Raw genomic sequence first — 20,046 nt, 5'->3', positions numbered from 1 at the left:
GAAACATGTCTAACTGCAACACACTATCTACAGTTAGGAGCCGTTAAATATGAAAGTCACAAATTTATTATCCGTCACAAATCAAGCAGATCTTATTGCTTGGCTAGACGAACATCACGACACTGCTGACTGCTGTTGGGTTATCACCAGCATTAAGCCTGAACCAGGTAAGATTCGCTATCTTGATGCTGTCGAAGCCGCGTTGTGTTTCGGGTGGATTGATGGCATCAAAAAAAAGATATCGCCAACCGAAACAGCCCAACGACTATCGCCACGTTCAAAGAAAAGTTCATGGACTGAACTCAACAAAGCTCGCGTTCGTCGACTTCACAAGCTAGGCATGATGCGCCAAAGTGGTCTCGACGCCCTGCCTGAAATGGACCCACAACAGTTTCAAATAGATGATCAAATTCTGCAAGCCATTGGCTCATCAAAAATGCGTCTGGCATACTTTGAGACACTGCCGGAACTCTACAAACGTATCCGCATCGACAACATTCAGTTTGCCAGAGACACCCCAGAGCTATATCACAAAAGGTTAGATAAGTTTCTGACCTCTCTCGATGAGCAAACCATGTACGGGCAGTGGAACGATGAAGGGCGACTGCTAAACTAACGTGATGATTCAGTGTTCGTCAAAATCTTCGTAAATTCACCAAACGCCCGATCAATCACATGGTCCTTTCGATAAATGAATGACAGCGGAATGGTCGCGAATTGTTTCGGTAATGACGTCATACTCATTGCGTGACTATCCACAAATGGCTGTGCTACGGCTTTCGGAACAACGCTGATGCCAAGACCGGCACTGACACTCGCTAAAATTGCATTAAGATAGTTAAATTCGATTGGACGTTGAACAGTCACACGCCGATAACTGAGCCAAGTTTCCAACGTCTTTCGATAGACACACCCTTGTGGGAATACCAGTAACGAGGCCGTTTTTAAATCGGGTCGCTCATCGTTGGCACTGATTAAACACAGTTCTTCAGTCGCTAACGGAATTTTGCACAATGCAGGATCGTCAACTTCACCACCAATAACTGCACCACTGAGTCGATAATCCAGCACCCGTTCAAGATTCTCGTTTGTATTGCCAGTTTCGATTGTTAATTTAACCTTCGGAAACGCTTGATGATATTTCGTCAAAATTGGTGGCAAGTACGTTGTGGATGCAGGTTGAAGCGTCCCAATTCGTAGATCACCGTTCACAATATCGGGACTTTTCATAAAGTGAATCGTATCTTCCGTCAAGTCAACGATCCGGATAGCTCGTTGATAAAAGGACTGCCCAGCAGACGTCAGCACAACACCTCGGTTTGTTCGATAAAAAATCGGTGTTTGCAAACTATCTTCCAATTGGTGAACCCTAGCTGAAATATTAGACTGAGCGTATCCCAACTGCTCTCCCGCACCGGAAAAAGTCCCTGTTTGCACGATGGCGATAATCATTTTAAACGTTTCAATGTTCATTTATTGGCCTCGCTTGATATCACTATTTCATATATACATGTTCTTATTTTCGTAGTTTATTATATATCTAATCCTCACTACAATAAACTTGAACATAAAAGAGGAGGACATATAATGACAGTTAAAATTGGTATTAACGGTTTCGGTCGTATCGGCCGCTTAGCCTTTCGTCGTATTGCTGACTTACAGGCACAAGGTCAAACGAATCTTGAAGTTGTGGCGATTAACGATCTAACATCCGCACACATGTTGGCACATCTTTTAAAATATGATACACGGCACGGCAACTTTAAAATCGACACTATCCATGATGACGGCAATGCCATTGTGGTGGATAATCATAAGATTCCAGTCTATGCCGAACCTCATGCAGAAAAACTACCATGGGTCGCAAATGATGGCGTTGACATTGTACTAGAATGCACTGGTTTTTATACTTCAGCGGATAAGGCACAGGCTCACCTCACAGCCGGCGCTAAACGCGTGTTGATTTCTGCACCAGCGGGTAACATGCCGACAATCGTGTATGGCGTCAATAATCAGGTGCTCACTAGTGATGTTCGCATCGCATCAGCTGGTTCATGCACAACCAATTGTATTGCACTGCTTGCAAACGCCGTTAACTCAGAGTTTGGCATCAATGCTGGTACGATGACAACAATTCACGCCTACACGGCTTCACAAATGTTGCAGGACGGCCCTGATCGTCACGATAATGTTCGTAACGCTCGCGCAGCGGCGGAAAACATCATTCCACATTCAACGGGTGCAGCAAAAGCTATCGGCAATGTTATCCCAGAGCTAAATGGCAAACTGGACGGCCATGCTCAGCGAGTGCCCGTTATCGCTGGTTCCGTCACAGAACTAGTTGCCACGCTTAAACAAGAAGTCACTGCTGACCAAGTCAATGCAGCCGTTAAAACTCATACGGATGACAGTGCATCGTTTGGTTATAACAATGATGGAATTGTCTCTTCAGATGTTATCGGAACTTCTTACGGTGCCATTTTCGATCCAGGCCAAACCCAAGTCACCGGTCATGGTGCTGGTCAGTTGGTAAAAACAGTCGCTTGGTATGACAACGAATCTGGCTTTACGGCACAAATGGTTCGGTCGTTAGAATTGCTAGGCGATTTAAACTAATAGAATTTTTTCGCTTGAACCCAATCTTTTACAAGACAGTACGGCAAAAGTGTTGCTCCTTTGTTAAAGCTAGTAGACAACAATAAAGCCGATTGTCTTTAAACAAAAAATGACTAGAAATTGCTTCGAGAGGCAATTTCTAGTCGTTTTTATTAAGGTTACTTTTTATCAATTACCGATAAACAGATCGGTTTTAAAACCGATCTAATTCTTCCATCATCGCCGGCCGACGCCCATAACGTTTGCGCCAGTCCGCAACTATCTCACTCGTAACCTGCTTACCGTCAGGATATTGACGCATGTGTCTCAGAATCTCCACTAGTTTCCAATAGTTCCTTCTGGTATTGGTATGTGACGCCATTATCTGAATAACGTCTACGTAATGTTGCAGCATCCGGTCAGGATACTTTTGTTTTAATATCGGTTCATAGTCCCGATCCCTAAACAAATCGGTTTCTTTTGAGACAGTGTCCATCAACTGATCATAAAGCTCGTCTTCCACGTACAGCCTTTTGAGATCGGTGCCCGCTGGCATTGCATCAAACAATTTTTGACGCGCTTTCGGCCATTCTGCTGCTGAGTATGCTTTCTCCAATTCCTGAAAATCTTCGAGATTAGCTGGATTATGGACAGTTTCTAACTGAGTCAGTTCATCTAGGTAATTCTCCGTTTGCCCCAATTTTAAATAAATTCGTTTTAATTGTTCACCAAAATCAGTGGCAGTCCCTGGGTAGGGCGTAGACCGCTGACCATCAATTAGAACCCGAATGGCCTCATCATAGTTCTGCTGTTTAACACATATTGCTACATAGGTAGTCCTCAATTTGGCATAATACAGATTTTCCAAACAGAATTGTTTGATTGCTTCCTCAGGAGTTTTTAATTCCTGCATGACTTGTAGATGATAGCTTGCCCACTTTTCAGCCGTCCGATGATCCATCCAACTACCGGGATTCAGCTGCGATTGTTGCAGTTTGTCGGCGGTCCACGTCAGCTTCTTCTGAATAAATTCCGATTCCTCAAAGTTATCGAAAAGAATATCTTCAACCACTTCTTCAAACGCACCAAACTTTTCTGTAGCATGTTTTTGACACCACTTAAAGATAGTTCGTTTAAGCGGCAGGTCTGCTTCAGCCAAGATTTGTTTCAAAAGATCAGCAGTTTCGTCTGCTAACATGACTATCTCACCGTTAGAATCATCAATATCAACTTCGGCGAGTTCTTCAACAAGATAGCTAGTTAACTTGAAAGCTAAAGTACCCTGACCTTCCTCAACCAGTGGTTTTAAATACTTATCAATGAAATCGCTTAACTGTCTTTCAAATAAATCGGCAGTATCGTAGTCAATGAACCCTGAAGCGTCCATACACATTGAGAAAATATCGTCAATCATGCCCCGATAGCTGTTATTCCGTCGCTTAATAACCGTTTTATTAGTTCTCATTTGGAATTCAACGGCCAGTTCAGGATTACGAGTGAGGGCGTATTTCAAGAATTCTCGAATCTGAGCATTGGAGGCCATGTCGATGGCTTCACGGGTGGTTGGAATCGTTGATTCAAAATCATCCTCGTCATCATCTGCTTCTTCCGCTTCCATATCGTTTTCGTAGTAATCGTCGTCCTCATCCCCGTCGTACTCGTCATCATCGTCAAATGCCGTGGGATTAATCCTGTTCTCATAGTAGTCGAGTACTGCCACCATGTGTTTGCATTTATGTCCACCTGTGGCATACGGACAATCACATTCTGCTTTTTCGAGACGGTTACCATTCAGTTTGACCGTTACTTGATAAGCCTCGGTGCCAAAAACAGTAGCAGCCAACGTTCCGTCATCCTGCTGGGTAAAGTCGTGCACTAGGCCTCGCTGAAAATAATCATACCCACGTTCTAATGTTTGCTCTGAAAAATTGCCTTCCCAATCCATTTTGTAGAGTCCCTTCATTGATGTGTTTAATCGAACATTATCTATCGTTGTTCCAAGTATAAAGAATAACCGAATTCAGTCATACACAGAGCAACGAAATTAATAGACACATACAAAAAGGCCCCAAATATTTGAGACCTTTTGTATTCGTCTATATATTAGCTGAATTTATATTGCTGAATTTTGTTATATTCGTCCTCGTTATTTTCTACCGTATTACGCAGATCTATATCATTTTGCATATTTAAAAAGTACTGGTCTGATACTCCAAAAAAACGTCCCAGCCTGATTGACGTGTCAACTGTGATTTCTCTACGATCATGCAAGATATCTTGTATTCTTGACGTTGGCACATTAAGTTCCTTGGCCAGCGCATATGCAGAAAGGTTTACTGGCGCCATAAACTCTTCTTTCAATATCTCGCTAATTTTGGGAGTTGGAATTCTACTCATTTTTTTTTACTCCTCTCAACGGTGGTAATCAACGATTTCCACATCATTAAAATCATTTTGATTCTCAACCGAAAAGCAAATTCGATACTGTTTATTGACTTTAATACTATACTGTCCTTCACGATTACCAACAAATTCTTCTAAGTGATTTGCAGGTGGAATCCTAAGATCATTAACACTAGTAGCGTTATCTAACATGACTAATTTCCGTAATGCAATTTTTTGAATAGACTGCGGTAACTTTTTGGAGAACTCCTGATTAAAAACTTTTTGAGACTCTTTATTGGCAAAGGATCTTATCATAGGATTTTCCTAGCATCTTTTTAGCTGAAATATACACGCTTTCCGTGTATACGTCAACAATATTCAACTTGCACTACAAATAGAAAAACAAAAGGTCCCATGATGTCAAAGAAACAACATCGTGGGACTAAATTATGGACAATTAAACATTGAAGACACTAAATCAGGACACGCTCTTCGGGTTTTATCATACACAATATCCCTTTGTTCAGACGCCTAAACTTCCTGACGTGCCGGCCGAACAATAACTTCACTGACCGCAACATGCTTGGGCTGATCGATAGCAAACAACACTGCATTTGCAATATCAGCAGGTGCCAATGTCAATCCTTCCTCTTGTGGTGCATCAAACATTGGTTGTAGAGCTGCCTCCACATTAGCGTTACCGATTGTCTTAGACAATTCTGTCCGCACTGCGCCTGGAGACACGATTGTGGAACGAATGCCATTGTTCTTTTCTTCCTGCCGTAAGCCTTCCATAATTGCCCGCACCGCATATTTAGTACCGTTATAAACAGCGGATGCTGGATAGACAACATGACCGGCGACAGAATCTGTCGTGATAATTAACCCATCCTGCTGCTTTTGCATAATTGGTAAAACTTCACCAATGCCATTCAACACGCCCATGATATTAACGTTGATTTCTGCTTGCCAACGGTCATAATCGCGATCACTCAGGTTGCCCTGCGGCATAATCCCAGCATTATTGTAAAGTGCGTCAATCCGACCAAATTTATCCACGGCTAGTTTGAACAATGAAGCCACTTCTTGCCGATTAGTGACATCTGTCACCTGATAAACTGCATTCTCGCCGATGCTATCAGTGAGTTGTGCCAAACGTTCTTCACGACGCGCACCTAAGACAACCTTGGCACCCTTGCTGGCCAATAACTTAGCGGTGGCTTCGCCAATACCACTGGATGCACCTGTAATTACAACAACTTTATTTTCAATACTCATAATATTCCTCCATTTAAATGCTACTACTTTTTATTTCGTTGTCCGGTATCTTCGCTATCAAATAGCGGGTAATACCATGTTTTTGATTATCTTGCTATTTTATTAATGCTACTCAACGGTTTTTATCACTTTAGCGGGTACGCCCGCTACGATCGCATTATCCGGCACATTATGTGTCACAACCGCGCCCGCAGCAACAATCGCATTTTTACCTACTGAAACGCCTGGTAAAATAACCGCCTTTGCGCCGATCCATGCATTTTGATGGACATAAACCGGAGATAATTCCAGACCATGTCGATTATTAGGATCTTGAGGGTGATTAACACTGATTAAACTGGCACCCGGACCGATAAGGACATCATCTTCAATGACAATCCCTCCTAAATCGGTAAACATAACCCCGCTATTAACAAAAATATCTTTACCAAAAATAATTCGACGACCATAGTCCGTATAAAATGGCAAACGCACTTCAACAGACTGGTCAACTGGTTGGCCGATGATCTTGTTCAACAATCTTCGGGTCTGATCGGGATCGTTAACTCGGTTGTTCAGTTGTTGCAGCGTCATCTGATTTTCTGCATTAACCTTATTAATCTGTTTGTACTCTTCATCACTCACTGAAAGCTTTTTAACTGCCATTTTGCCCCTCTTTCATTCGATCCAACGTGGTTTATCACCATCAGTGTTCGGTTTATTTACACCGACACTAGCTCGTTGATCCATGTCAGGATTACTGATCAACTTAAAAGCAAGATCTGCGACACTCTTTCGGGATACTTCCGTACCTTTAAAATCCTCACCACGCTGGGTGGTTTCATAATCAATTTCATCTTCATCAGTCAGCCAAGCTGGTCTAATCTCGGTATAGTTGACACCGGAATCCTGAATCAACCGATCTGATTCTCTAAATCCCGGCAAATAAGCGGCAATGGCCTGTTCATTCCAACTTCCAAAGTTGCCCTTAACTTCATAATTGGCACCCAATGCACTAATAAAAATCAATCGCTGTTTGTTCTCAGCAGCCATCGCTTTTAAAATGCTTTGCGTCTGTGCTGCTAGGTCGGCACCACCAACATTTGAGTAAACGATATCAGCTTTCTGCATTGCTTGCCGTAACCGGTCTTGATCAAGTACATCGCCATCAATTACAGTCACACGGCCATTATCTTGATATTGTGCCAAACGCGAAGCATGGCGTAAAAATAGGATCAGTTTGTCGTCGGTCTCATTTAGTAACCGCTGAATTAGAATCTGTGCTGTCCCACCGTTTGCGCCTAAAATTAAAATTGTCTTCATTTTATTATTCCTTTCTTCTGTCCTTGTCTCTTGGCAATATACATAAGGTCGATTGTTGTGCTGTCACGTTAACCATCCCCGCTAAATAGGGACTATTCGTATATTTCGCTTGATAAGCCATGTTAACCGTCTGGATAATGTTTGGGTCCATAACCGGTTTAAACAAAATGTGGTAATTGCGGCCTGCTAAGTGCATTCGCCCGGCCCCTTGTTCCACCGCCGAACGATACCAACTTGAATGTGTCCCGTGCCACGCACGTACATATAACGCACTGTTGACGGTAACTGACCATATCCACAGTGGTGTACCATAAGTTTTACCATCACTATAAAATGGTGAGATTTGCATATCGTTTGCGCTGGCAAAAGCAGTTAATTGCTGAGTCGTCCAGTGCAGATTTTCATTCACAAGGGTTGTCATTTCTAACTCCTTTTTTCAAACGTAAAGTCATTTACATTCTTGCCATCTGGCAATAAAGTTATCCTAAGGCTTGACTAGATATATGTCTAATGCCTAATATAAATCTATACATATGCCTTTTAGCTATACAGGAGGTTTAAAAATGGAACTAAGAGTTCTCCGGTACTTTCAGGCAGTTGTGCGCGAACAAAATATCAGTCGGGCAGCAGAAATGCTACATGTATCCCAACCAACTGTTTCACGGCAACTGAAAGATTTGGAAGATGAATTAGGACTGACACTGTTTGTGCGCGGTACAAGATCCATTCAATTAACCAACAGTGGTGAATACTTTGCCAGCCAAGTGGACCAAATTCTATCTTTAACGGACAAGACACTGCAAAATTTGCACGAAGAGCAACAAATTAATGGACGAGTTGTTATCGGCAGCGCAGAAGCACGCACGTTTCTTAATGTTGCGCAGTCAATCAGCGCACTGCAACAGCATTACCCACATATTCAAGCCAGCATCATTAGTACTAATGCAGATGAAATCCGTACTTCTATCAAGTCAGGTTATTTTGATTTTGGTGTCATCATGGAACCAGCAGACAAAACCGATTATGATTTCATTCATCTCCCAGGTGAGAGTCGCTGGGGTATTTTAATGCCTGGTGACGCACCTTTAGCCAATAAGGACCACCTGCAACTTAGCGACTTAGCCCAGATGAAGTTGATTTTGTCCAGCCAACAAGGGATGACCGCCCTGCTAGATGATTGGTTGGGCAAAAGCACAGCTAACATAAATGTCGTGGCGACGTATAATCTACTCTACAATGCTGCCTTAATGGTATCCGCAGGCGTTGGTTATGCTTTATGTTTCGACGGTATTATTAATACTAATCAATCTGATCTCAAGTTTATTCCGTTTGAACCGCGCCTTACTTCAGGTGCCAGCATTGTCTGGCGTAAAGGACAGCGACTTTCGCTAGCTGCCAAAGCTTTCCTGCAACAACTTCAACGTGATCTTGATTAAAGGCAGATGCAAAAGGGATGAATCTTCAATGATTCATCCCTTTTCCTATAACCGTTTCTATAAATTTGTCGTGAAAAATGTCGTTAATTTATCAAACGGAATTAACTCAGTTCTATCATACAGATCAACATGGCCGGCACCCTTTACCTTGTACAATTCTTTTGGTTCAGTTGCCTTTTCATATGCCTCTTCGCTAAAACCAAGTGACATTGCTTGATCGCCAGCAATAAATAACAGCGGCCGTGGCGAAATTGTTTCAATATCTGACAATGAATAAAAATTCAAAAGTTTGGCAAAACTTGTCAGTGTTGGGTGAGTAGTCGTATTGGCTGCACCACGTTGGGTTCGATAAAAATCATAGAATTCCTTAGCAAAAGCATCGGAACTTGCATCAATCTCTTCAGGAGTTCCACTCGTATATGCAGTTTCTTCGCCCGCAAATTCCCGTGTTCGTTTGTCAGAAGCTTCTTCAACCATCGCATGGTTGCCCATTGCATCACGCTGACCACGTGCAACAGCTCCCATATCGGTTAGACTAACCGTTGCTAGAGCCTTTAAACGAGAATCAATTTTAACTTCACTAATGGCAAAACTACCGGACGCACAAATGCCTAATACACCAATCCGTTTATTATCGACATCTTCCAATGAAGTTAAATAGTCAGCAGCGGCTGAAAAACTTTCAGCATACAGATCAGGTGCCATCGCATTACGAGGTTGTCCCTCACTATCACCCCAAAATACTTGATCAAAAGACAAAGCAATAAAACCCGCCTCAGCCATTTTTGTCGCATATAAATTGGCTGATTGCTCTTTGACAGCACCGTTTGGCGCGCCAACAATAATTGCGGGATATTGTTTCCCCGTTTGTTTCGTTACAGGTCTGAATAGATTTCCAGATAACTTCATTCCATATAGATTAGCGAACTCGATAGATGACCGCTCTACACGATCACTTTGATACCAATTATCTGCACCTTTTGACTGATCACCTAAAGGCAACTCAGTATTCCGCTGTTCAACATTCTTCTGACCGGCTTCATAACGTGGCCGTGTTCCCATCTTTGTCAGCTCCTATCTTTACAAATATTGGTTTTAATAAATTTAACTTTAACGCGATTTCAAATCAAAATTAAATACCTACTTGTGATACCAATCCATACGTATTTGGCATATTGATCTGTCCAACTTAGTCATACGTAAAAAGTATGCCAGACTATGCGAAATTGATATTCGACAAACGGCATTTTCACACTTAAAATTTAGCCAATTAATATCGAGTGTGGAGGAAAAGATTACGTTAAAAAAGCATCTGCAAGGCATCATATTTGGTTTTGCCGTAGTTATTATTTGTCTTTTATTTTTCAGTATTGGGAAGTCGTTTCAACCATCAGAGATTGGACATATCCGTCGTAATGCTATCCCAACAATACTCATTCCTGGCAGCAGTGCAGGACCTCATCGCTTTGATGCACTAGTCAAAGATCTTAATCACCGTGATCATCGCCAACACAGTCTGTTGCGTTTAACTGTGCACCAAAACAACACGGTCACGCACACCGGATCCATCAGTCATCGTGATACTCGACCTTTCGTGGTAATTTCATTCGCCAACAATCATGATGGATATAACAATATCCGCCGTCAATCACATTGGCTTCAGACGGCCTTTAGCTATCTCAAAAAACACGCGGACCTTCACACCTTTAACCTCGTGGGCCATTCAAATGGCGGACTAATTTTTACTGATTATCTCGAACGTTACTATCATCAGCAGGCACTTGATGTCCGCGAATTCATGTTTATCGGATCACCATTTAACTTCAATAATACAGTTCAAAGTCAGCACACCACTATGCTCAAAGACTTTATTCGACACCAAAGCAGGCTTCCACGCAATCTCATGGTATTCGGGATTTTGGGTGCCCAGACATATAGTTCCGACGGACGCGTCCCTGTTCAAAGCGTGGATGCTAGCCGTCAAATATTTCAGAATCATGTCGCGGTTTTCAATGAATTACTCGTGACAGGCCAGAACGCTCAACATTCTGACCTCGTCCGTAAAATTGATGTCGAAACGCTTATCCATAATATGGTTATGCATACTGCTTCATAAAAAAATTTATCATTAAAATGTAGTGTTAGCCTAGGAATTCCGCCCGCTTTGATAAACTAGACTATCTTAAGAAAACGCTGATATTTGTATCCGAGGCTTAAAAGTTTCAAGTTGTCGTCATGACCAACAAATCAATATCAGTGTGAAGGCTGTCATTAAAATGAACCCCTAAGGTTAGATTTTGTATCCAATCTTAGAGGTTCATTTCGTAAAAGTTTATCTCAAAAAGATTTTTATTGAGCTACGTGCTTACAACTTGCCGTTTAAAAATTGTGCCTCACCATTGCCAAAGCTCCAGTCATCATCGTTGTTAGGAACCAGGCTGAAGACAACATCCTCTTTACGAATTCCTAGTTCTTTATTCAATCGATCCACCAGTGTCTGATAAAAGTCTAGTTTGGCACGTGTTGACCGTGGGCGCGTCACTAAATTAAAGACCACTACGTCGCGTGTACGTTTGATGCCTAAGCCAGTATCCAGAATCTGCATTTCGAACGGTTCGTGTTGCGTCAGCACTTGGTAACGATCACCTTCTGGTGTGGCAAACTTATCGACCTGTACCTCATAGGCAATATCCAACATTGTTTTTAAATAAGATTCATCGTGCCCTTTGATAACATCAATTCTCATTAATGGCATTTTTCTACCTCTTTCTTGAGCTAAGTTAACAACAATTTGAAACGAACGGTGATAGTAGAACTGTTGTAAGTGTGACACGTCATCGTTCATTTGATAAGAATATGGTACTATGAACCACAAATAAAAAAATTGACCTATCTCAAGAAGGCGAAAAATAATCACAAAACATTCCGCAACAACATGTTTGGCTAGAGCCCCGTTATTTTCAAAATTAAATTTGGAGACCTTAACGTCACTAGTTCCCGCTTCAAAGCACCGACAATGGTTTCCAAAAGGCACCTTGATAAAGCAACCGCTCGATAATAACGATGGTATGTTTGTTATAGATCAAGGATCTGCCAAGGTCTATTCAGTTTCGGATACTGGTAAAGAAAAAATTCTCTACATGATGAAACCCGGTGACATCACTGGTCAGGAAACATTATTTTCTCAACATCAGACTGACTATTTTATTGAGTCGCTTGAGGACTTCTACGTTTGTTCCGTTTCACATCAGGCCTTTCAACAAGTACTACGGGAATCTCCAGAACTATGCTTAAACTTATTAAATAATTTTGGCGATAAGCTAGTTGCCGTTGAGCGGAATTCCGTTCGTCGTGACACGCTATTAGCTAAAGACCGCGTTCTGTCCTACTTAACGGACAAACTAGAAAATGCCCCTTCTAATACGTTCCAATTACCCGTTAAGAAAAAGGAATTAGCAAGTTTTCTAGGCCTATCACCAGAAACGTTAAGTCGCCAGTTGAAGGCCCTTCAAAACGATGGCGTAATTACCGTGTCTGGCAGGCACATCACGTTTATAAAAAATAGTACTAATGAGAGCGGGACATGACACGTTTTGTCTTTCTCAGGTAACAGAAATCCGGCGTTTATGGGTAATTCCCCCATGAGCGCCGGATTTATATGTTGGAAAAGCAAAAGTCAGTGTTCTGTCTCGCCTCTGCGGCAATTTCACTAAAGTAAGCGTTGAGCAGTCAAGTATCAGACTCAGCTTATTACTTAACGATCCTTTATCTTTTCATTCTAAAAATAATTCGGGCTCTTTTTAACGTTTAAATACAGCCGTTTTAACCCAATCCTTAACCTTTTTAGTGTTAGTATCTCCCGAGGTTAAATTTAATCCTTTTTCAACGTGCGCATCGGGAACTAAAAGCTTAATGGTACGAACGCTTTGTTTTATTGCCGAGCTATCCGCACTAGCACTTGTACTAAACGGCTCAATACGCTTGCCGGCCAGCTTTGATTGATTTTGTGACAAAAACGATTGAATCGGATATGCCACATCATTACTCCAAATTGGGAACCCAACCAATACTCTATCGTATTTCTTAAAGCTTGACGGCACGTTTAACAATTGATCGTATTGATTGCTTTTGTGCTCACGACGTACACGTGCATTAATAGCATCCCCATCAGACGGATAAGCTTTCTGAGGTTTGATACGTATCACATCTACACCGCTTTCCCTATGAATTTTGTGAGCAAGTCTTGTCGTATTATTTGTTTGTGAATAGAAAATAATCACTGTCCTTTTTGCAGCAGATCGATGCTTAACAGCCGCATTACCTTCGCTCATAAAACCAAGCACTGTGCCCCAATGACAACAATGGCTAATAAAACTTTTAAAGTTCTTCTCATAAATTAGTCTCCTTTTACATAGTCAATCGTTCATCAGACAAATTTTGTTTTGAAACACCTATTTGTTTGAGACTTCGCTCGACTGATAAAACAGCGAGGGAAGATCCAACCACAAAAAAGCGATTTTCTTTTATCTCACGTTCTGACAATAATTGAGAAAGCTCATAGGTTGTAACCCGACCGACTTGAATAAAAGATTTAAGCCGATTGTCATTCAAACTTTCTAATTCGCTTCTAAAAAATTCATCTTCTTTATTCTTAATGGTCCAAATAAAGTGAATATTCCGTCTTGAATGATATCGCTTAGCTATACTCATCAGTGGTGCGACACCCGTCCCCATGCCAATTAACGTCAAATCTTTTTCTGGCTCAGATTCAATTATTCTTGAAAATTGACCAAACGGACCTTCCGCATAAAAAGAGCTTCCGACGGTAACTGCTGAAAGTCCCTTCGTGTAATCTCCCACCTCACGAATGGTAAGTACTACTACGTGAGATTTTTCGGATGGCTTATTCGTGAGTGAAAACGGATGTGTTTCCTGTGAAAGTGTTGGAAAAGTAAAAAACAAAAAATCACCCGCCAGTAAATTTGGAACATTATCCTGAAACTCAAGCGTTAACTGAAATGTCTTTGCATTTAATCGCCTGTTCTCCACAACCTTTCCTGCCATCTTACCTTCCTTTTGGTCCAGCTTATACCAGCCGTAATAGCCCAAGACTCCAAATGTATATAACTCAAACAACACCATAAACATAAGATGCGCGTTTACGCGGCCAATCAATTCGACGTGCAACCAAACAAGCAAAATTGCGACTATATTAAGGCGATGTATCCAGATTGAAAACTGGTGTTTGATTACTTTTTGCATTCTTATTTTGACGTTTGCTGCAGTCGGAAAATGATCAACAATCCATCCCGACATAAAAAACGCGGCAAACAGTACGCCAAAAAGGGTTAAATACCAGGCCAATTTTCCAGTCACAATTATCCACTGTCCCATTGAGACCATGTAGTGCTCATGCAGAAATGCTAAAACCAGAGCGATTACGCCAAGACAACCATGTAGTAAATACATCTTGGGTAACCCAACAGCACGTTCTAGCCATTTTGGTCGTGTTGATAAGAAAACAGCCAATAACCACCAAGTGTACGCAATTATTCCCGCTGCAATTAGCAGTCGCTGATCAGTGGCAATCGACCCCATGGAAACAAACAATGCCAGCAACAAAGGTGTAGGTACAAGAATTACGAGAAAAGCCCAAAATATATTTAAAGCAATGAAGTGAACCCACAAGTTTGGACAACTAAATTAAGCTACTAACTGATTGGCAAGTTCTCGGTATTGTACTGGTGACTTGCCTTTTAGCTTGGTCCTGATTCTACGGTTATTATAAAACTCAATCCATTCAGTCATCGCTTGCGCGAGACTCTCTGGATTTTCGAAGTGTTCATCCATCATCTCTGCTTTCATGAGATGAAAGAATGATTCCATGGCGGCGTTATCTAAGCAAGTCGCCTTACGGGACATACTCTGAAAGGTATGATGAGTTTTAAGCGTTTTTTGCCACTGCTTATGTTGGTACTGAAATCCTTGATCTGTGTGTACCGTTGTTCGATAAGGAAGCTCAGGTAGTCCATCTAATGCTTCTTTTAGTGGCTTCAACGCAAACTCAAGAGTTGGATGTGCGCTAATGTTAAATGCCAAAATTTCACCCGAAAATAAATCCATGATGGGCTCTAAATAGATTCGTTCACTTTGACTCATCTGACCGTATCGAAATTCACTAACGTCGGCGACAAGTTTTTGATATGGTCGATCTGTCTTGAATCGCCGGTGTAACTTGTTTTTGGCGATTCTACCAACAACTCCTTTGTATGAGTTATATTTACGAGTTTGCTTATTAAAGGCCTGACATGTCCAGCCTTGTTCCTTCATAATTCGGAGGACGCGTTTGTGATTAACTTTAAATCCCTGTTCATGCATAACTAACGTTATGCGACGGTAACCGTATTTTTGAGTATACTTGGCATCTGTTTGGCGAATTTCATCAATGGCTTGGATAACCTGGTCATCATCATATTTTCGTCCCTGGCTGTGCTTAGTGTAATAGTACGTGCTACGTGGTATCTTAACGGCTTTGAGGATAAAACTAATCGACGTTTTGAAGACTCGCCTCAGATCATCAATTAAGGTCACGGTTTCGCGTGAGCTGATTTTTCGTGATCTAAGGCATCGAGTTTTTTTAGGAATTCATTCTCGATTCTTAACATCTTATTTTCTTGCTTGAGTTGCTTTAACTCATCTTTATCGTGGCGTGCTTGAATTTGTGCTGTTGTGGGTTTGGTTACTTTTTTATGCTTATGCTTAGCCATAGTCTTTGGATCTCCTCTCACTCTATTTAGGCCACTGAGTCCCTTTAAATCAAACTTTCTTTGCCATTTCCAGATAGTACTTGGTGAAGAGAGATTGAAGTGTAGTGCTGTTTCTGAAAGCGAAGCTTGGTGCTGTTGTTTCCAGTTTAATACTTCTATCTTGAACTCACTAGAGTATTCCAAGTTCATAGGTCTCGGTTTTAATCCTGCAATGCCAAAACGATTAAAGCGATGAACCCATAGGAGAATCGTTTCATTGTTGGCAATATGGTATTTTCTGGCCAATTGAATGGAACTAATACCCGTTAAATATTGTGTCACAATAGAAATTCGTAACTCTAAATTAAATTTAGTCATAATAAATCCCCCGAGATTGTTGTCCAATCTCGGGGGTTCACTTCACAATTGGATACTTCCTGAGCACGTTTACCATCACCTTTCTTTAAAATCCAAGCTCGTGAAGCCATTTATTAATGGCATGAGTGGAATGATTAACTCTTGTTCCCTCCACCTCATATCCCCCACGCAAAGTCGCATGTGGATACTTTTGCCTTAACTGTGACAGAGAGTCACCCCATCCTGAACCTGCGTTGGTCGAAAAAGGAATTATAACCTTGCCATTCAAATTTTCTTCATCCATAAATGTCCTCACAGGCATTGGTATTTCATTCCACCAGATTGGGTACCCCAAAAAAATCACGTCATAGTTTGCCATGTCCGGCAGTGGACCTTTAATTTCAGGACGCGCATTTCTATCCTGCTCTCGTTCCGCACGGTCTACCGTTGCCTGATAATTTTTAGGATACATATCATCTGCTTGAATCGAAAACTGTCGTCCATGTGTGACTTGAGCAATTTGATTCGCAATATGTTGTGTGTGGCCAACCTTTAGAGTGACATCTGGATAGTTAGTTCCCACCCTAGAAAATGTCACAATAAGAATTCGTTTAGGATCCACTTTATTTGATTTCTTAACTGTTGAAGACTTTTTAGTATTGGCAAATAATTGGCTTGATTGATTTTGACCGAGTTGCCTGGTCGCTTGCTAACGCTGTATATGCCAACCCATCATTCCTGCTATAAGAATCAACAAACCAGCCAAAAATACTACTTTTTTCCTGATATTACTTACCTCCCCCTGCTTTGATGAACTATTTGTCTGTAACCGACACTAGATAGAAAAATTTCAATGTGCCATAGACTTGTTGTTAAATCCCAAGGATCACAATCATGTATTTTAACTATCCTAATCGCTCATCGAAACACACTACTTGTCTAGCTCGATTCGAACGTTATAGTTGCCACGTAGGTGCCGTATTTTCGATAATGGCGTGGTGATAACCCCAATGTTAACTTGTGAACCATACTGATTTGACGTCTTTTCACCATTGAACAAAATAGTGAAATACGGCGCATCAGTGGCATAGTCAATGTCACCGTTTAACCAACCGTAATGTTCCTCACTTTTGTTATACGGAAGCGGCGAAATGGTTCCACAAAAATCTGTGTCATAACGACTCTCGGAGACTGTGTATGGCATTTTTGCTATTAGTGCCTTGGCCGTTTTGCTGTTATTAAGAACGCCAGTGATCACTGTTTTGCCAAAATGCATACGAATTTTTGTACCATGTTTAACGACTCTAGTTGGCATAGCTGGATTCGTCCTCTGCATATTTGCATTATCAGTGGCCACTTTCTTTGACGCACGGTGGTTCCTAACTTTTGTTGTCTGGATGTTACGCTTGCCATTGCTTTTTTTAGACGCGCTTGCACTACAACCGCCAAGTACAATGATGGCAGCAGCCGTTACTACAACTTTCAAAAATGAATTTGCCTTCATCTTTCTCCTCCTCAGTTTTAAAAACCGAAGTGATCAATTTCGGTTGTAGTTTAGTATAAAAAGTGCCATTTGATATGTAAAATACCGATAAATTATGCATATCTATAACTAAAACGCATGGTTAAAAAAACAAAATGGGCCTTTAGAAGTTCGTATCTTCTAAAAGCCCTAAAAGTAAAATCACTGAAAAGGTAATACCTGCCACGATAGTTTTGTGACCGGAAAAATATATACTTAATAGACATATTACTTTATTCATAGTAAGTATTGGACATCCCACAATAAGACATTATCCTAAAATTAGAATCACCAAACACAACAGCAGATTCATCGCATAGTAAAAAAGGAGGCCAAATTATTGAGACAATCATTCATCAAAATTATATTACCATTGTTATTTTTTACGGCTCTGATAATTGGTTCAACAAATGATGTGAGTGCAAACGTTCTTTCAAGAAGAACAGATCATGGCGCATATACCCAAAAAGTGATGGTTATTCATTTCAATAATTCACAACACATATATGGGCAACTATATTTACCCAAAAAGCAGCCAATGCACAAAACACCAGCAGTTATTTTGTCACATGGCCTGGGTGGTACACATGAACAAATGACTGCATACGCAGAGAGTTTAGCTGAGCATGGCTTTATTGCATATACTTTTGATTTCAGGGGTGGCAGTGCCGAAAGTCAAAGTAGCGGTTCCACCACGCATATGTCAGTCTTTTCAGAAGAAAAAGATTTGCAACAAGCAATCTCACATGTAAAGTTGTTACACCAAGTGGACCCTAAACAAATATCTTTAGTCGGTGCTAGTCAGGGTGGTGTAGTATCCGCTTTAACAGCGGCAAAAGAAGGAAAGGCTATTCATAAAGTAGCATTAGTGTACCCTGCTTTTAGCATTGTTGCTGATGCTCGCAAACAATACTCTTCGCTAAGCCAGGTTCCCTCTCACTCAGACATCTGGGGCGTAACTGTCGGAAAAACCTACTATCGAAATTTATTAGGCTTAAATCTGACTAAAACAGTAACTCAATATCCAAATCCCATACTCATTATTCATGGCACTGACGACAATGTAGTCCCCATTTCTTACTCAAAAAAGATGGCCAGTAGCTACTCTAACGCCAGCTTTATAAAACTTAGGGGTGCGGGACATGACTTTTCTGGTAAGTATCGAGAAAAAGCAATCAAAGAAATTGTTACTTTTTTACAAAACTAATTAACTTTATTATGAACACGAGATAGCGTTGAACACTAATTTATGGAGGATTGTACAATGCAGAAAGTTAAAGCATTACAAGCAGACACATCAGATTTTAGCTCTTTTCATCAAATAGTCATTGAACGGCGCACCTTACATCCTGATGATGTCGCAATCGATATCAAGTACTGTGGAATCTGTCACTCAGATATTGCACAGGTTGAAGGTATCGGCACGGCCTTTCAGCATCCCGTAGTTCCGGGTCACGAAATCACTGGTATTGTTAGTGCAATTGGTTCTGATGTAACGGAATTTAAACCCGGGGATCGTGTGGGTGTCGGTTGCTTTATTGATTCCTGTGGTAAATGTAAATATTGTCTTGCCGGTCAGGAACAATTTTGTGAAAAAGGTTTTGTTTCCGTTTTTAACACGCCTGACTATGACGGTAATATTACCCAAGGCGGATATTCTCAATCAGTCGTCGTAAAGCAACATTTCGTCTTGCACATTCCCGACAATCTAAGCCTGTCATTGGCAGCTCCACTGCTTTGTGCCGGAATTACAACCTATAATCCTTTGAAGCGCTACGGCATCAACGGAAATTCAAACATTGCGATTATTGGTCTAGGCGGTTTAGGCCACATTGCCGTACAGTTTGCGCGCCGTCTGGGAGCTAACGTAACAGTATTGGGTCACTCTGAGAGTAAGCGTTCCGAGGCCGCTCAGTTTGGTGCTAGCAATTATGAAATTCTGCAAGATGAGAACGATTTTGATCGGCTAAGCAATAAATATGATTTTATTTTGAATACCGCAGCTGTCAAACTGGATCTAGATAATTACCTCAAACTTTTGACAGTAAATGGGATTTTTTGCTTTGTTGGTTTAACAATGGATGAACAGCAATTTAACATTTTTAGTATCTTCGATAAACAAGGAACAATCACTGTCTCAAATGTCGGCGGAATTGCGATGACTCAGGAAATGCTAGATTTTGCCGCCAAGAATAATGTTAAACCAAAAATCGAAATGATCAGCATCGATGACGTTCCAAGTGCCTATCAGAGAATCCTCGATAGCGATGTACATTATCGTTTTGTGATCGATATGAGCACGTTAAAATGAGCAAGAATGATTTGTTCCAGTCGAAGCACTATACACCTTTTTAGATTCATGTTGATGCCTTGCCACAATGGACCACCTGTTTGCAGTCAAAACGGGTGGTCCATTGTTTAGCTA

The 20,046-nt window shown here is 41.2% G+C and carries 23 protein-coding genes; 7 read left to right on the top strand and 16 right to left on the bottom strand.

Annotated features, from left to right (window positions below; translation table 11 throughout):
* Positions 1-49: 49 nt before the first annotated feature.
* On the top strand, positions 50-616 hold the full coding sequence (locus LROSL1_RS02850; protein ID WP_178913673.1) for a YdeI/OmpD-associated family protein: 567 nt from the start codon (positions 50-52) through the stop codon (positions 614-616).
* Here the strand turns inward: LROSL1_RS02850 and LROSL1_RS02845 are convergent.
* Positions 613-1,473, bottom strand: coding sequence for a LysR family transcriptional regulator (locus tag LROSL1_RS02845; protein ID WP_178913672.1), 861 nt, complete (start codon positions 1,471-1,473; stop codon positions 613-615). The two genes, LROSL1_RS02850 and LROSL1_RS02845, sit on opposite strands and share 4 nt — an antisense overlap.
* Before the next feature lie 114 nt (positions 1,474-1,587).
* Here LROSL1_RS02845 and gap point away from each other — a divergent pair, with 114 nt between their 5' ends.
* Positions 1,588-2,616 carry a type I glyceraldehyde-3-phosphate dehydrogenase gene (gap, locus tag LROSL1_RS02840; protein ID WP_178913671.1) on the top strand — a complete coding sequence of 343 codons (1,029 nt, stop codon included), beginning with the start codon at positions 1,588-1,590 and terminating at the stop codon, positions 2,614-2,616.
* Between the two features lie 193 nt (positions 2,617-2,809).
* Here the strand turns inward: gap and LROSL1_RS02835 are convergent, their stop codons facing one another.
* The 7 genes from LROSL1_RS02835 to LROSL1_RS02805 all read right to left on the bottom strand — a co-directional run bounded on the left by LROSL1_RS02835 (position 2,810) and on the right by LROSL1_RS02805 (position 7,981).
* Positions 2,810-4,540: an SWIM zinc finger family protein gene (locus tag LROSL1_RS02835; protein ID WP_178913670.1), complete on the bottom strand. Its 1,731-nt coding sequence runs from the start codon at positions 4,538-4,540 to the stop codon at positions 2,810-2,812.
* Between the two features lie 158 nt (positions 4,541-4,698).
* On the bottom strand, positions 4,699-4,992 hold the full coding sequence (locus LROSL1_RS02830) for a HigA family addiction module antitoxin (protein ID WP_017260413.1): 294 nt from the start codon (positions 4,990-4,992) through the stop codon (positions 4,699-4,701).
* A gap of 15 nt (positions 4,993-5,007) precedes the next feature.
* Positions 5,008-5,295 (bottom strand): type II toxin-antitoxin system RelE/ParE family toxin, encoded by a 288-nt coding sequence (locus LROSL1_RS02825; RefSeq protein WP_178913669.1) that lies wholly within the window; start codon positions 5,293-5,295, stop codon positions 5,008-5,010.
* Between the two features lie 216 nt (positions 5,296-5,511).
* A complete protein-coding gene (locus tag LROSL1_RS02820) occupies positions 5,512-6,258 on the bottom strand; it encodes an SDR family oxidoreductase (RefSeq protein ID WP_178913668.1) in 747 nt (248 codons plus the stop codon).
* A gap of 108 nt (positions 6,259-6,366) precedes the next feature.
* Positions 6,367-6,903: a DapH/DapD/GlmU-related protein gene (locus tag LROSL1_RS02815; protein WP_178913667.1), complete on the bottom strand. Its 537-nt coding sequence runs from the start codon at positions 6,901-6,903 to the stop codon at positions 6,367-6,369.
* Positions 6,904-6,915: 12 nt separating this feature from the next.
* Positions 6,916-7,560: an NAD(P)H-binding protein gene (locus LROSL1_RS02810; RefSeq protein WP_178913666.1), complete on the bottom strand. Its 645-nt coding sequence runs from the start codon at positions 7,558-7,560 to the stop codon at positions 6,916-6,918.
* Between the two features lie 4 nt (positions 7,561-7,564).
* Entirely contained in the window at positions 7,565-7,981 is a 417-nt protein-coding gene (locus LROSL1_RS02805; RefSeq protein ID WP_178913665.1) for a DUF2255 family protein, read from the bottom strand.
* Between the two features lie 142 nt (positions 7,982-8,123).
* Here LROSL1_RS02805 and LROSL1_RS02800 point away from each other — a divergent pair, with 142 nt between their 5' ends.
* Positions 8,124-8,996 carry a LysR family transcriptional regulator gene (locus LROSL1_RS02800; protein WP_178913664.1) on the top strand — a complete coding sequence of 291 codons (873 nt, stop codon included), beginning with the start codon at positions 8,124-8,126 and terminating at the stop codon, positions 8,994-8,996.
* 57 nt (positions 8,997-9,053) lie between these two features.
* Here the strand turns inward: LROSL1_RS02800 and LROSL1_RS02795 are convergent, their stop codons facing one another.
* Complete coding sequence (locus tag LROSL1_RS02795) at positions 9,054-10,058, bottom strand: alpha/beta hydrolase (RefSeq protein WP_178913663.1); 1,005 nt, start codon at positions 10,056-10,058, stop codon at positions 9,054-9,056.
* 220 nt (positions 10,059-10,278) lie between these two features.
* Between LROSL1_RS02795 and LROSL1_RS02790 the strand changes: the two genes are divergently transcribed.
* Positions 10,279-11,112 (top strand): alpha/beta hydrolase, encoded by an 834-nt coding sequence (locus LROSL1_RS02790; RefSeq protein ID WP_178913662.1) that lies wholly within the window; start codon positions 10,279-10,281, stop codon positions 11,110-11,112.
* A 249-nt stretch (positions 11,113-11,361) separates the two neighbouring features.
* Here LROSL1_RS02790 and LROSL1_RS02785 read toward each other — a convergent pair whose 3' ends face one another.
* Positions 11,362-11,751: a tautomerase family protein gene (locus LROSL1_RS02785; RefSeq protein WP_178913661.1), complete on the bottom strand. Its 390-nt coding sequence runs from the start codon at positions 11,749-11,751 to the stop codon at positions 11,362-11,364.
* Between the two features lie 184 nt (positions 11,752-11,935).
* Here LROSL1_RS02785 and LROSL1_RS02780 point away from each other — a divergent pair, with 184 nt between their 5' ends.
* Entirely contained in the window at positions 11,936-12,583 is a 648-nt protein-coding gene (locus LROSL1_RS02780) for a Crp/Fnr family transcriptional regulator (RefSeq protein WP_225440550.1), read from the top strand.
* 213 nt (positions 12,584-12,796) lie between these two features.
* On the opposite strand, the gene LROSL1_RS02775 is transcribed toward LROSL1_RS02780, so the two are convergent.
* The 6 genes from LROSL1_RS02775 to LROSL1_RS02750 all read right to left on the bottom strand — a co-directional run bounded on the left by LROSL1_RS02775 (position 12,797) and on the right by LROSL1_RS02750 (position 17,603).
* Positions 12,797-13,327, bottom strand: a complete 531-nt coding sequence (locus LROSL1_RS02775) for a flavodoxin (protein ID WP_178913660.1) — start codon at positions 13,325-13,327, stop codon at positions 12,797-12,799.
* A gap of 76 nt (positions 13,328-13,403) precedes the next feature.
* Positions 13,404-14,684 carry an FAD-binding oxidoreductase gene (locus LROSL1_RS02770; protein ID WP_178913659.1) on the bottom strand — a complete coding sequence of 427 codons (1,281 nt, stop codon included), beginning with the start codon at positions 14,682-14,684 and terminating at the stop codon, positions 13,404-13,406.
* Positions 14,685-14,699: 15 nt separating this feature from the next.
* On the bottom strand, positions 14,700-15,587 hold the full coding sequence (locus LROSL1_RS02765) for an IS3 family transposase (RefSeq protein ID WP_012390893.1): 888 nt from the start codon (positions 15,585-15,587) through the stop codon (positions 14,700-14,702).
* Positions 15,584-16,120, bottom strand: coding sequence for a helix-turn-helix domain-containing protein (locus LROSL1_RS02760; RefSeq protein WP_178913386.1), 537 nt, complete (start codon positions 16,118-16,120; stop codon positions 15,584-15,586). Before LROSL1_RS02760 ends, LROSL1_RS02765 begins: the two co-directional genes overlap by 4 nt.
* Before the next feature lie 85 nt (positions 16,121-16,205).
* Positions 16,206-16,721 carry a flavodoxin gene (locus LROSL1_RS02755; protein WP_178913658.1) on the bottom strand — a complete coding sequence of 172 codons (516 nt, stop codon included), beginning with the start codon at positions 16,719-16,721 and terminating at the stop codon, positions 16,206-16,208.
* A 309-nt stretch (positions 16,722-17,030) separates the two neighbouring features.
* Positions 17,031-17,603, bottom strand: a complete 573-nt coding sequence (locus LROSL1_RS02750; RefSeq protein WP_178913657.1) for a cyclophilin-like fold protein — start codon at positions 17,601-17,603, stop codon at positions 17,031-17,033.
* 358 nt (positions 17,604-17,961) lie between these two features.
* Here LROSL1_RS02750 and LROSL1_RS02745 point away from each other — a divergent pair, with 358 nt between their 5' ends.
* On the top strand, positions 17,962-18,828 hold the full coding sequence (locus tag LROSL1_RS02745; RefSeq protein WP_178913656.1) for an alpha/beta hydrolase: 867 nt from the start codon (positions 17,962-17,964) through the stop codon (positions 18,826-18,828).
* Between the two features lie 57 nt (positions 18,829-18,885).
* A complete protein-coding gene (locus LROSL1_RS02740) occupies positions 18,886-19,932 on the top strand; it encodes an NAD(P)-dependent alcohol dehydrogenase (protein WP_178913655.1) in 1,047 nt (348 codons plus the stop codon).
* Positions 19,933-20,046 lie beyond the last annotated feature (114 nt).

It is taken from the genome of Furfurilactobacillus rossiae (assembly GCF_013394005.1).
Classification (GTDB): Bacteria; Bacillota; Bacilli; order Lactobacillales; family Lactobacillaceae; genus Furfurilactobacillus; species Furfurilactobacillus rossiae.
This window is presented reverse-complemented; position numbering and strand designations above follow the sequence as displayed.

What these genes read in the sequence shown, in the direction of transcription:
- LROSL1_RS02850 (WP_178913673.1), top strand. Translation starts at nt 50, where the DNA reads ATGAAAGTCACAAATTTATTATCCGTCACAAATCAAGCAGATCTTATT.
- LROSL1_RS02845 (WP_178913672.1), bottom strand. Translation starts at nt 1,473, where the DNA reads ATGAACATTGAAACGTTTAAAATGATTATCGCCATCGTGCAAACAGGG.
- gap (WP_178913671.1), top strand. Translation starts at nt 1,588, where the DNA reads ATGACAGTTAAAATTGGTATTAACGGTTTCGGTCGTATCGGCCGCTTA.
- LROSL1_RS02835 (WP_178913670.1), bottom strand. Translation starts at nt 4,540, where the DNA reads ATGGATTGGGAAGGCAATTTTTCAGAGCAAACATTAGAACGTGGGTAT.
- LROSL1_RS02830 (WP_017260413.1), bottom strand. Translation starts at nt 4,992, where the DNA reads ATGAGTAGAATTCCAACTCCCAAAATTAGCGAGATATTGAAAGAAGAG.
- LROSL1_RS02825 (WP_178913669.1), bottom strand. Translation starts at nt 5,295, where the DNA reads ATGATAAGATCCTTTGCCAATAAAGAGTCTCAAAAAGTTTTTAATCAG.
- LROSL1_RS02820 (WP_178913668.1), bottom strand. Translation starts at nt 6,258, where the DNA reads ATGAGTATTGAAAATAAAGTTGTTGTAATTACAGGTGCATCCAGTGGT.
- LROSL1_RS02815 (WP_178913667.1), bottom strand. Translation starts at nt 6,903, where the DNA reads ATGGCAGTTAAAAAGCTTTCAGTGAGTGATGAAGAGTACAAACAGATT.
- LROSL1_RS02810 (WP_178913666.1), bottom strand. Translation starts at nt 7,560, where the DNA reads ATGAAGACAATTTTAATTTTAGGCGCAAACGGTGGGACAGCACAGATT.
- LROSL1_RS02805 (WP_178913665.1), bottom strand. Translation starts at nt 7,981, where the DNA reads ATGACAACCCTTGTGAATGAAAATCTGCACTGGACGACTCAGCAATTA.
- LROSL1_RS02800 (WP_178913664.1), top strand. Translation starts at nt 8,124, where the DNA reads ATGGAACTAAGAGTTCTCCGGTACTTTCAGGCAGTTGTGCGCGAACAA.
- LROSL1_RS02795 (WP_178913663.1), bottom strand. Translation starts at nt 10,058, where the DNA reads ATGGGAACACGGCCACGTTATGAAGCCGGTCAGAAGAATGTTGAACAG.
- LROSL1_RS02785 (WP_178913661.1), bottom strand. Translation starts at nt 11,751, where the DNA reads ATGCCATTAATGAGAATTGATGTTATCAAAGGGCACGATGAATCTTAT.
- LROSL1_RS02775 (WP_178913660.1), bottom strand. Translation starts at nt 13,327, where the DNA reads ATGAGCGAAGGTAATGCGGCTGTTAAGCATCGATCTGCTGCAAAAAGG.
- LROSL1_RS02760 (WP_178913386.1), bottom strand. Translation starts at nt 16,120, where the DNA reads ATGACTAAATTTAATTTAGAGTTACGAATTTCTATTGTGACACAATAT.
- LROSL1_RS02750 (WP_178913657.1), bottom strand. Translation starts at nt 17,603, where the DNA reads ATGAAGGCAAATTCATTTTTGAAAGTTGTAGTAACGGCTGCTGCCATC.
- LROSL1_RS02740 (WP_178913655.1), top strand. Translation starts at nt 18,886, where the DNA reads ATGCAGAAAGTTAAAGCATTACAAGCAGACACATCAGATTTTAGCTCT.